The organism is bacterium (genome assembly GCA_023145965.1).
Lineage (GTDB): Bacteria > UBP14 > UBA6098 > UBA6098 > UBA6098 > UBA6098.
Map to the genome: position 1 here is coordinate 1 of JAGLDC010000039.1, position 11,856 is coordinate 11,856.

An 11,856-nucleotide genomic window follows, 5' to 3' on the forward strand; every position below is an offset into this window, starting at 1 on the left:
GTTCAGTTTATATACAGAATGCCTGCCGCAATGATCCTACACTTGCGCCCAAGGGAAAATCTGCGATATATATACTCGTTCCTGTTGCAAACCTAAATGGAGATATCGATTGGCACAAGGAAAGCCCTGTATTTAAAGAGAAGGTGCTTGATATCTGTGAGGGTAGAGGGGGGTTGCTCGGACTTCGAGATCATATAATCGAGGAACGCATGATCACCCCACCCCAATGGCGCGATAGTTACAATGTCTATCGAGGGGCGACCTTTAATCTTGCGCATAACATCGCTCAAATGCTAGTTTTTCGGCCCCATAACAAATTCGAGGATATTGGGAATTGCTATTTAGTGGGTGGTGGAACACATCCGGGAAGCGGGCTTCCGACAATTTATGAATCCGGGAGAATTTCGGCTGAATATATACTTAGAGAAAATTCAATAATTTAAATCCAATCGTTAGAACTAAAATGGAAAATAATAAATCTATATTAGATATTTTTAAAAAGAAGGAAGAGAAACTCAAGCAATTAAAGGGTGATCTTCTTAAACGAAGATACACGCGCATGGATAAAGAGATATGGCGTGAAATAAAAAACGCGCTTTTTTACGAGGTCTCAAACTGGGGAAATATTCGTAGTTGGAAAAAGCGTGGGCGAACACAGTCTAAAAGGGAAACCCCTGTTATTTTAAATCAAAGCGCTAAGAAAACCGGCGAGATGGTTGTTAATATACAATTTGCAGGGAAATTCAAGTCGATTCAGGTTAAAAGGCTAGTTTACGATACCTTTCATGATGGTTACCGCCATCCCAATACAATAATCGCCCATCGTGATGGCGATAAATCGAACAATAGATTTGATAATCTTATACTTGCTAGGGAATATATCGACCTTCCTGATTATATCTTGACGACTATTCGTTACGAATTTAGCAAGGGCACGACGAAAAAATTCCTCTGCGATAAATATAAGATAAGCCTCGATGATCTCGATGATATAATCCACGGAGATAAGGGGCGTTGGGCAGGCGGGATAATTGTAGAGAGGCAATATAAGCGAGAACTCACTCCTGAAGAGGTAGAGGAAATAAGGTCACGGGCAATGTCCGGGGAAGAAACCGAAGCTGAAATAGGCAAAGTCTATGGTATTCGTGAACAGAGGATTTCCAGAATTCTCAACGAATCCCGCAGACATTTCAAGCTTTAATTACATCGACTTTTTTAGCAGCTGAATGATGGCTGGTGGTCTTTTCATCTTGGGAATGATGGTTTTTCTAAGGCGAAATATTGGCGCGAGCTCGGACCGAAAGCAGCATTAGGAAACATAATTTATAATAGTTTTCCGCTCGCTTTAGTCGCTTTTGGTGAATGCTGTTGCTCGAAGAATTTTAGGCACTCGATAAGATGATGAAGCTTTTAATGATTTGTAGCTTTTAAGAAAGTTCTTGCGAAAAACTAATAAATTAATATTATTGACAAAATATTCGTAATCAAAAAGAGGGCACTACGTGCTCGAGGAGGAACTAAATGCCTTGTGGCAGAAAAAGAAAACGGCTAAAGATAGCTACGCATAAAAGGAAGAAGCGTAGGAAGAAGGATCGGCATAAGAAGAAGAAGTAGCCGATGTCGGTGAAGATAGCAGTAATCTCGGATTCCCATATTGGGCAGAAAATTTCGGCCTATCCTGCGGAAATATTAAATGCAATAGGCGAGTGTGATATTATTATTCACGCCGGGGATCATACTAGTATGGAATCGGTCGAGTTGCTCAATAGTTTAGGCAATTTGCGTGCTGTCCATGGAAACATGGACGAGATAACAATCTCAAATCTTCTTCCTTCGAGACTCGTATTCGAGGTGGAGGGTATTCGTATAGGTGTCACGCACGGTTGGGGATCGCCGCTCGGTATCGAACGGCGTGTTCTTGATGTTTTTGTCGATGAGAAATTGGATATTGTTATTTTTGGCCATAGCCATAGTCCATGCGATAAGATTATTGATGGTATCAGGGTGATAAACCCTGGAGCCATAAGTGGTAATTTACAGGATAAATCCAGTAGCTGGGGAATTTTAACCATCAACGGTTGTGATGCCGATTGGCGGCTGATTGAATTTTCGTTTAAGTGAGATTTTGCGCCCGTAGCTCAGTTGGATAGAGCGTCGGCCTCCGGAGCCGAAGGCCGCCGGTTCGAATCCGGCCGGGCGCGGATTAACTGGGGGTAAATTGCATAATTTTTTTGGCATTTTAGGGCATTATGCTATAGAGATCGTTCCTTCATTGGCTCTCGGTTTTTTCCTTTCGGGTATCATTCATGAGTTTATTCCTGGCGATATCGTCGAGAAGCATCTCGGCGGAAGAGGGATTCTACCTTTAATTTATTCGACGGTTGCAGGAACTTTATTGCCTATTTGTTGTGTAGGCTCCTTGCCAGTGGCGGTTAGCCTCAGGGAAAAGGGTGCTAGTGTGGGGGCAGTTGTGGCTTTTTTAATAGCTACGCCTGCTACTTCTCTTTCGGCAATATTTGTATGTTATTCTCTTTTAGGGCTTAAATTTACACTATTTCTGTTTTTTGCTGTTATTTTTATGGGTATTACTATGGGGGCTTTAGCGGACATTTTTGGTTTCAAAATCCGTGTAAATGCAAAGCCAACTTGTATATGTCATTCTAAGGATAAAAACTGCACTTTAATCGATCCAGTTTGCGGGATGGAAGCTCTAAAACAAAGTGATTTCAAGATCGAACATGATGGTGCTACCTTTTATTTTTGCTCTGCCCATTGCAAGGCGAAATTTGAAGAATCCCCAGATAGATTTGCAAATAAAATAAATGAAGAAAAATGTGAGCATTGTGCTGTCGAAAAGAGTGGATTATCGAATAGACTTGTTTCCGCCCTTAAGTTTGCCTTTTTCGAGATGCCAAAGGACATTGGCCTAGAGCTTGTTCTGGGGCTTCTTCTTGCTGTATTGATTGCATCATTCAACCCAATTGGTCAGTTTGTTTCAAATTATCTTTCGGGGATATTTGCATATCCCGTAAGCCTTATTTTTGGCATGATGATGTATATTTGCTCGACCGCGAGTGTTCCCCTTGTCGATGCGCTTGTTTCGCAGGGCATGAATATAGGCGCAGGCATGGTTTTACTTCTGGCCGGTCCTATAACAAGCTGGGGAACGATCCTCGTTATTCGCTCGCAATTCGGGGGAAAGATGCTTGCGTTTTATCTTGGCGGAATAGCGATTTTTTCCTTGATTATCGGTTATGCATTTACATTAATTTAAATTGTATTAGCTGTCAGAAAGATTACTCGAAATATATGTCCCAAAAGAACATCGTGTAGTTGTGGAGCAGCTTGTTTCCACTTGTGAGACTTTCGATTATTGGCGCGAAAATGTAGGCGATAAAGTCTATCACATTCAAGTGTTGGTTTCTTCTGAGGACAGTGAACAAATAATCGATTCGCTTCAGAAATCCCTTTCGACTATAGATGGATTCAGAATAATTATCTTACCGGTAGAAGCAATAATTCTAAAGCGCGAAAAAATAAAAAAGAAGCTTGGGGTATCAAGAGTAAAGAAGTCGCCGCTGAAAGTTCGCATAAGCAGGGAAGAAATATATGAGGATATTTCTGAGGCGAGCAATTTTTCCACTTTGTATATAGTCCTCGTTTTACTTTCCGCCATTGTGGCTGGAGCTAGGCAATGTGGCGGTTATCACAGGTGCTATGGTTATTGCGCCGCTTTTGGGTCCCAATGTTGGCCTTTCTTTGGCTACAATGCTATCGGATATCAAGTTAGCTAAGAAGGCATTTTTATCAAATATAAGCGGTTTAATTCTCGTTGCTTTAATTTCAATTATTCTTGGGACTATATTCAAGGTTGATCCCTACGATTTGGAGATATTCTCTCGAACTTTAGTAGGTTTGTCGGATATTGCTATTGCACTTGCAACTGGAGCCGCCGGAGCGCTTGCATATACTACCGGTATTCCAACTATGTTCGTGGGAGTTACTGTCTCGGTGGCGCTACTTCCACCGCTTGTTGTTTTCGGTTTATTACTCGGTTCGGGTAATTTTGATCTTGCTCTTGGGAGCTTTTTTCTTTAGTGGCTAACCTTATCTGTATCAATCTTGCGGGAGTCTTGACCTTTTTTATTCAAGGGATAAGACCGCTCTCGTGGCGGGATGCCAACCGCGCGAAAAAGCTTACTTTTCGGGCAATAATCTCATGGGTATTACTGCTTGCGGCATTAATAATAGTGATTTTTCTTTCTGAGGTTTAACAGCTTTGCTACGTGCATCGGCTACGTGTCCTTCGGACACGCGCACACGGCCTTCGACTGCCCTTTGGGTCCGCGCCAGCCTTTTATTTAATTATGACAGCGCGTTTATTAATTCGCTCATATTTTGTTTCTACACTTACAAAATACACACCGGAGCCGATGCTATTTTTTGGTGCCCATATTGTTGATGTTTGACCGGATTCAAACCTATTGGTTAGATTTTCGACGAGCCTCCCGTTGATATCGAAGATCTTAACCTTAGATTTGCTTGGTGCGACGATCCTGCATGCGGCATTGAAAGGATTGGGATAGACCGACACGGCGAGTTTTTTTGGAAGCTCGATTTCATCGGTGTGTGATGGGTCATAAGTCCACGAGGCCGACCAATCTTCGACTATAGGTGCACCGCTGGAATAGGTAAATATTCCAACGAGTCTGATCGAGTCCTGATGACCGAGCGCAGAGATGTTATGGCCTTCGGGGGAATAATCGAGGTTAGTAAAACTATCGATATCAACCCATTCTTCGCTTTCAACTTTTTGAATAGTAACTCGAAAATCGCCTGAAGTTCCGGTTTCAGTCCATTTGACTCGATCCCATTCCATTGCACGGTATGGGTCGTCGAAACGGATGGGTGAAGAAAATATTGTCCATCCGAGGCGTAAGTTGTCAAAATAGCAATCCTTCCGTGCACCGAGATGAAATGAGTGAACATAGTGTTGAAAAATGAGCTCGTGTAAATCTGTATAAGTTGAGATATCGATGTAATTTGAGGGAGCATCAAGTGAAGTGGTAACGATTTGATGGTTAAAAACCCGGTCGCTGTCAATATAAACTCTTGCCCAAAGGTGGTCGTTGTCGTTATCGCCATCGGCGTAAAGACTGAAATAAAGCGCGTTGTAATGTTTAAAATCGAAGGTTTGTGAAATCTGTTGATAGTCGCCACCGAAGAGGCCGCTGGAACCAACAGCGAATTTATAGCTGCATGCGCCTTGATATTTCCTGACGGAGGATTGTTCATGGCTGAAAGAGCCGGCAATATGGCTTTCGGCATAATCCCAATTGGACATGGTTTCCAGTCCGGGGTCGATCAGAGGTATCCCACATTGATTATCGAATGTGGGAAATTCCACGGCAGTGAGGCCATCATAGTCGAACGAAATACCAGCATATGAAGGTGACTTTTTGAATTGCTCTTCAACGCGCTGGCTCCATTCGATAGTCTCGAGTGTAGTATCAACAGTGAAACAGCGAGCTTCTGTCCAGTTGCCGTAATGAGTTCCATCGAACGGCGAAACACGCCACCAATATGTTTCGCCCTGTATTAAGTTTTCTGGGAAGGTGAAGCCCAGCGTGTCATGAGTTCCCGAGGCCACGGGATAAGGTCCTCCCCAGAAGCCAGAATCGTGATAACGCGATTCAGCGGTTTCGAGTGGGCTTTCAAATTCGGGTGAAGTGTTCCATTGGATGCGAAAATGGACATTGTCATCATTAGGATCGAGGGGAACGCTCCAAAGAAGCGTAGGACGAAGCGAATTTGCCCCTCGGCCGATAGCGGCATCGTCGAATGGTGCAACAAGGTCTATGTTTCTGGGTGCATAAAGGTTTTGAACCTCGATCTCACCCAAATAGGGGATGTTGTTAAGGCCCGATGCGGTTACAAGTATCGACCCCTCTGAGAGAGGCGCTGTGAAGATGTGTGGTGATGTGCCGATTTCATAGTAGTCGGCGCTTTCCATCCAGCAACAGACTGTTTTTCCGGGTGGTGAGGTTGTGACGGAAAATACTGCGCCAATATCGAGAAGATCATCGTGAGTGGCGGTAATATATGTTGGGTCTTCAGTTAGAATATTTAATTCAGGATCACCCTGCGGATTGATTGTGAACTGAAGCCATCTCGTGGCGCCAAAATCCACAGCGGCTGGCACTCTGCTTATCTTAGTTTCGGTTGTCAAGCGACCAAGTGTATTTGTTCCATCCTGAAGAAGCCGGCGATAAAGCTCGTCGTCGTAAAGAAAAGAAGCGCCGTGTTCCGATGTTCCGCCGCTATAACCCCAACCATATCGAGAACTTCCGAAGTAAGCGATGGCACCTCCGTGCGGGTTCCTAATAAAAGCCTCGGAAAGGCATGGGTCTGAGTCTTTGTCGAAAGCGTTGGAATTGCACGCTATCGTAGTGATCATACCCTGTTTAGAATAATTCGTTTGAAGAGAAGCATCGTTGGAGTTGTATGAGTCTCCACTTTCAACGCTCCAGCTTGTATTGCCTCCATGAGTAGCCATATGCATGTGTCCGAAACCCATGTCGATATATGCTTTTAAAAGCGCAGCCGTAAGATCGATTCCAGGGCTTGTATCTAATAGGCGGGTGTATGTGGGTGACCAATATGGTTCAATGAAGCCTGAAATAAGAGCGTCCGTCTTGGCCTCGGCATCAGAGATATCGCCAACAGGTTCCCAGAGTTCGACACCGGAAACTATCATTTGTTTTGCAAAGGCGGAAAGAGGAGGGTTCTGTTCGTAGTTGATCGATTTTTCAACAAAAGCAGAGGCATCTGCCGGGGAACGAACTCCAGCGCGCGTAATTATAACATCGGGGTAAAGATCGACACCATCGCCTGTAGGCTCACAAGGGTCTTCATCGCCGTCTTCGTTCCAATTTGTAATATCGATGCCTTCGAGGCCAGCATAATATATATCCGCCGGAAGTGTCCAGCTCGGATCGTTAGGTGGATCCTCGCCATTAACCGAACAATAACAATAGTATACCGGAACGATAGTCTCATCACCACCAAAAAGCACGAATTCAACTCCATAAGTGAGAACATAATCATAAATACATAGCTTGATTTTGCCTTGTAGATCAAGCGCAGAATAGTTCGCGTCGATACTCTCGACCGTAACGATCTCAGCCGGAACTCCTTTGCGTGTTTTCCAGTCTGCAAGAGGCTGGAAATATTCGACAAGAGCATTGGAGGTGATTATTAAATAGGAGGGATTTATGCCCTCAGCAGGCCTATTCCTGATTCGCTCGACGCTAGATGGATTTATAGCTAGGTTTTTCGCCATCTCGAAAAATGTTTTGCTTTTCGGCAGGGATGAACGCACAGCATCACGCTCATAAACAACCTCGAACTCGGCTTCAGAGAAATAGGTTACGGTGCCCGAAGAAGGAATATATTTAAAAGGATTAAAATCGAAAACGAAAAACCTATAGCCTCGAATGGAAGCAGTGCCCTTATCGACAAGCGATAAATCAGGATATGGATAAGATGAATTTGCAAAAGCTGGATCGATATCGAGAAAACTCTCATAAGGGTTATTTGTGGGTTTTGGCTCTTGTGTGGGGAATAAATTAAAAGTGCCCGTAAGAGAATGCTCACTTAAGTGAGTGGGTTTAAACGAAATAAGCCTAGAGTCATCCGGGACCGCTAAAAATATTGTTCTTCGGGGTAATAGCGGGAGTCCCGGTTCGCCCTCGAGCTTATACTCGCCAGACAACGAAATGATATCGAATTGCCTGCCGTCTGGAGAAATAACCTTGTCAAAAATCAAATCTTCAGACGATATCGCTATACTAAAAGTGATGCGCTCAGAAGCATATGTAGATATAGCGATAAATAAAATTAATGAAAGTAATAACAGTCTTGGCGTAGTGGGTCTGAGTTTCATTTAGGTCTGCCTTTTTAAAAACCTGTTTAATCTATCTATTATATTAATTTTGACTCTGGTTACCACTTTTTAAAAGGACCTAAAAGATTATCAGAAGAAATTTATTCTACGAAACTTCCTCATACTTAAAGACAATAATGCACTTCGCGATTGACATAGAACTAAATAGAGTCTATTTTAATAAGATATTCTTTTTACAGGAGGAAAGATGGTTTTTAGAAGATTTGGTGTAATCTCGCTGATTGCTATGTTTGTTGTGTTAACAGCTATGGGTAATTTTGTCCCACCGAAGGATTATGTAACTGAATGCGCCTTAGTTTCGGGAGAATCTCGTTTTTCTTATGCACAGGCAAACTCAGAAAGCTCCACCTTATGGAATGTGAGCGGCCCCGGTTATGTTAAAATTTATGTTCGAACAGAAGCAGGAAAGAATGCTTCTGTCCAGCTTCTCATTGATGGCAAAGAATATAAGAAATACTCGATTTCAGAAAAGGATTCCCAAAAATACAAGATGGAGGTTGGCAAATCGCGGCGCCTAAATATATCTCAAGCGAAAATTATAAAAATTAAAATAGCCAAAGGTAAAAGAAACATCGAATTGAAATCCGACGGAATTCTTTACACTCGGTTAGTATTAGTGTCCCAGAAACCATCGGCGCTTGCCCCCGAAAGCTACGAGAAGGCCCTTTCGTTGATAAACGGTGACAATAAGACAACCTACTATATTGGAACTGCAAAGAAACCCATAGAGATCGAATATAAAGGTGCCGGCACGCTTACGGTTTGGTCGAGACTTGCTTTCGATAAAAACATGAAAGGCACACAACACTACACTGTCGTTGCCGAGACTGTGGGTGACAAAAAGGTTCGCTCTAAGCTCGAAAGCGTTATATCCGAGACATCTACATGGTCAAACGACGGGAATGTTATCCCGGGAAAAGCTAGAACATTCAAAATCAAACTTAAAAAAGGCACGAATCAGATCAAATTATGGTCGGAAAACACCTCGGGACCATATTGTGCCTTCAGGTTTTCAGTAAAGAAGTAAAATTATGATAGATATTAACCTTATTAGAGAAGACCCCGATAGAATAAAAAAGGCTTGCTCAAATAAACGCGAACCGGATGTTATAGACGCAATTTTATCCGCCGATGGACAAAGGCGCGCCCTTCAAACGGAGGGCGATGAGCTTCGCCATAGGCAAAAAGAAGTGTCCGGTAAAGTAGGGGCTGCATTCGCCAAAGGGGACAGGGATAAAGCAGAAACCCTGAAGGTTGAAGCTAGGGACCTTTCGGAGAAAATAAAATCTCTGGAAGAAAAACAAAAAGAGATCGAAAAGGAATGGAATTCTCTGCTTCTTAAGGTTCCCAATATACCTGCCGACGATGTTCCTGTGGGCGATGTGTCGGCAAATATTACTCTCAGAAGCTGGGGCGAAGCTAAAAACCTCGATTTCACGCCGCGCAATCACATCGACCTTGGCTCTATGTTAGGAATACTCGATATGGAGCTTGGAGCCAAAGTCACAGGAAGCGGCTTTTCCCTTTTAAAGGGCGATGGTGCCCGTATGTCGCGAGCTCTTATCGCGATGATGCTCGATATCCACCGCGAAGCTGGGTTTCTCGAAATTGCAGCGCCCTTTCTTGCAAATAGGAACTCCATGATGGGCACCGCACAGATTCCCAAGCTCGAAAACGACATGTATCATGTGCCGGAGGAAGACCTGTTTCTTATCCCCACGGGTGAGGTTCCTATTACAAACCTCCATTCTAGTGAGGTCATGCGCGAAGAGGATTTACCAAAGTATTACGCCGGTTTTACTGCCTGCTTCAGAAGAGAGGCCGGTTCTTACGGCACGGATACTCGCGGGCTTCTTCGTGTCCACCAATTCGATAAGGTTGAGTTGGTGAAATTCTCCCACCCCAAAAAATCTTGGGAAGAACACGAATCGCTACTTGCCGAGGCCGAGAAAGTTCTTCAGGCGCTCGAGTTACCTTATAGGGTTGTGCTTTTATCAACTTGCGATATGTCGTTTGCTTCTGCTAAGGTCTATGACCTCGAGCTATGGGCTCCGGGGGAGGATAAATGGCTTGAGGTTTCCAGCTGCAGCAATTTTTTGGATTTTCAGGCGAGACGCGCTAATATCCGTTTTAGGCCATCCGATGGAGGTCCGCTTAACTTTGTTCATACCCTCAATGCAAGTGGTGTGGCACTTCCAAGGCTTCTTGTTGCTATATGGGAGAATTATCAGACCGAACGTGGAACAGTAGTAATTCCACTGGCACTGAGACCTTATATGAACGGCCAACAAGAAATCGAACCGAGGTTATAACACTTGGAGAAGAAAAGACGGAAATACCGCATTGTCTATAAAGGCTTGCCTTTTTTCTATTCAATTATTGCTGTTATAGCGGCTATTCTTATCGTTTTATCGATTTTTTTAATCATCGACTACACCCGTAAATCGACTTCCATACACAATAGGCGAATTCTAAACGCTTATTCTCGCCTGTGGGCTTTGGCCTCGACAAAAAGTGTCGGTGGCGCAGAGATGAGTATATTTTTCGAGGAAATTATTAATAAGAGTGATTTCCCTATGGTTTTAACCTCTATCGAGGGCGAACCGATGTTCTGGCGAAACCTAGGTATAGCTCGCTCAGATACCTCGCTTGCCTCGAGACAGAAATTGCGCGAGGAAATCGAGAAAATGCGCCAAAAGCGTGTTCCTGTGCCTATATATGTGGGCGAGACAGACAAAGTGTTGGGATATATCTACTTTGGTGAACCATCTTTCATCGAATGGTTGAGAGTTATACCCGCGATTATTCTGATTCTTGTGGCATTGTTGTTTGTGTTCTCCTATATAACATACAATAAACTCAAATTTTATGAAGAGCAGAATATCTGGTTGGGAATGGCGCGTGAAACAGCACACCAGCTTGGAACTCCCATTTCGAGCTTGATGGGGTGGAACGAGCTTTTAAAAGAGGAAGTCCGCGAAGCAGCGATGCTGGGGGCATTTAGACATACGACTCGCACTCCTCGAGAAATATTGAGCCGAATGTCAGAAGATATTCAAATATTAAACAAAATAGTCCTTCGTTTCAGTCAGGTCGGCTCTATGCCCGAGCTAGAACCAACTGAATTACCGTCGTTAATTCATCACTCGGTGGCTTATCTTCGCCAACGAATGCCGCGTCTTAAAGGAAAGATGGAAATAATCGAGCAGTATTATCCTGTTCCACCGATTATGGCCAACCAGATGCTTTTGTCATGGGCGATAGAGAACCTTATTAAAAACTCTATGGAAGCAGCGCCCAAAGTTGGCGGGAAGATAAAAGTTGCTACTAGAGTGGATGTCGAACAACAGAATCTGCAGATAATTGTGACAGATAACGGCAAGGGAATATCTGCTCGAAACGCCCGTAGGGTTTTTTCCCCCGGATACACAACAAAAAAGCGCGGTTGGGGACTTGGCCTTTCCCTTGCTAAACGCATTGTCGAAGAATATCATTTCGGGAAGCTGTATCTTCTCGAAAGTAAACCATTTGAGAAAACAACGCTTGTTATAAGCTTTCCTTTGGAAAAAAGTGCGGTTGTAGAAAAGGGGAAATATGCCCGAAAATAAAAGAATAATTTGGGCTGATGACGAGATATTGCAGCTTAAACCCCATGTTATTTTTCTTGAAGAGAGAGGGTATTCAGTCGAGGAGGTCCATTCCGGGGAGGACGCAGTGGAGCTTGTCCAAAACGGAGAATACGACCTTATAATTCTCGATGAGATGATGCCCGGTATGGATGGGCTTACTACTCTCGAAGAGATTCGCAAAGTAAATAAACACATTCCTATTGTGATGATAACTAAGTCGATGGAAGAAGCCCTTATGGAGGATGCTATCGGCAAGGAGAT

Annotated in this window: 11 protein-coding genes and 1 tRNA gene; 11 read left to right on the top strand and 1 reads right to left on the bottom strand. The window is 43.6% G+C overall.

Features of this window, described 5'->3' with window-relative positions; all coding sequences use genetic code 11:
• The 7 genes from KAH81_04390 to KAH81_04420 all read left to right on the top strand — a co-directional run.
• The coding region (locus KAH81_04390) for a phytoene desaturase (protein MCK5832894.1) at nucleotides 1-443 on the top strand (443 nt) is incomplete at its 5' end.
• 20 nt (nucleotides 444-463) lie between these two features.
• Nucleotides 464-1,201, top strand: a complete 738-nt coding sequence (locus KAH81_04395; GenBank protein MCK5832895.1) for an HNH endonuclease — start codon at nucleotides 464-466, stop codon at nucleotides 1,199-1,201.
• Nucleotides 1,202-1,617: 416 nt separating this feature from the next.
• Entirely contained in the window at nucleotides 1,618-2,121 is a 504-nt protein-coding gene (locus KAH81_04400; GenBank protein ID MCK5832896.1) for a metallophosphoesterase, read from the top strand.
• A 6-nt stretch (nucleotides 2,122-2,127) separates the two neighbouring features.
• A tRNA-Arg gene (locus tag KAH81_04405) sits at nucleotides 2,128-2,201 on the top strand.
• Between the two features lie 17 nt (nucleotides 2,202-2,218).
• Nucleotides 2,219-3,274 (top strand): permease, encoded by a 1,056-nt coding sequence (locus KAH81_04410; GenBank protein ID MCK5832897.1) that lies wholly within the window; start codon nucleotides 2,219-2,221, stop codon nucleotides 3,272-3,274.
• Between the two features lie 61 nt (nucleotides 3,275-3,335).
• Nucleotides 3,336-3,794: a hypothetical protein gene (locus tag KAH81_04415; GenBank protein ID MCK5832898.1), complete on the top strand. Its 459-nt coding sequence runs from the start codon at nucleotides 3,336-3,338 to the stop codon at nucleotides 3,792-3,794.
• On the top strand, nucleotides 3,718-4,098 hold the full coding sequence (locus KAH81_04420; GenBank protein ID MCK5832899.1) for a DUF389 domain-containing protein: 381 nt from the start codon (nucleotides 3,718-3,720) through the stop codon (nucleotides 4,096-4,098). The genes KAH81_04415 and KAH81_04420 overlap by 77 nt, the downstream gene beginning before the upstream one ends.
• 259 nt (nucleotides 4,099-4,357) lie before the next feature.
• Here KAH81_04420 and KAH81_04425 read toward each other — a convergent pair whose 3' ends face one another.
• Nucleotides 4,358-7,945, bottom strand: a complete 3,588-nt coding sequence (locus tag KAH81_04425; protein MCK5832900.1) for a T9SS type A sorting domain-containing protein — start codon at nucleotides 7,943-7,945, stop codon at nucleotides 4,358-4,360.
• A 208-nt stretch (nucleotides 7,946-8,153) separates the two neighbouring features.
• Here KAH81_04425 and KAH81_04430 point away from each other — a divergent pair, with 208 nt between their 5' ends.
• From KAH81_04430 to KAH81_04445, 4 genes are all read left to right on the top strand, one after another.
• Complete coding sequence (locus tag KAH81_04430) at nucleotides 8,154-8,993, top strand: hypothetical protein (GenBank protein ID MCK5832901.1); 840 nt, start codon at nucleotides 8,154-8,156, stop codon at nucleotides 8,991-8,993.
• A 4-nt stretch (nucleotides 8,994-8,997) separates the two neighbouring features.
• On the top strand, nucleotides 8,998-10,278 hold the full coding sequence (serS, locus tag KAH81_04435; protein MCK5832902.1) for a serine--tRNA ligase: 1,281 nt from the start codon (nucleotides 8,998-9,000) through the stop codon (nucleotides 10,276-10,278).
• Nucleotides 10,279-10,281: 3 nt separating this feature from the next.
• Nucleotides 10,282-11,574 carry a HAMP domain-containing histidine kinase gene (locus KAH81_04440; protein ID MCK5832903.1) on the top strand — a complete coding sequence of 431 codons (1,293 nt, stop codon included), beginning with the start codon at nucleotides 10,282-10,284 and terminating at the stop codon, nucleotides 11,572-11,574.
• Nucleotides 11,561-11,856: response regulator (locus KAH81_04445; protein MCK5832904.1), on the top strand; the 296-nt coding region annotated here is incomplete at its 3' end. The genes KAH81_04440 and KAH81_04445, both read left to right, overlap by 14 nt.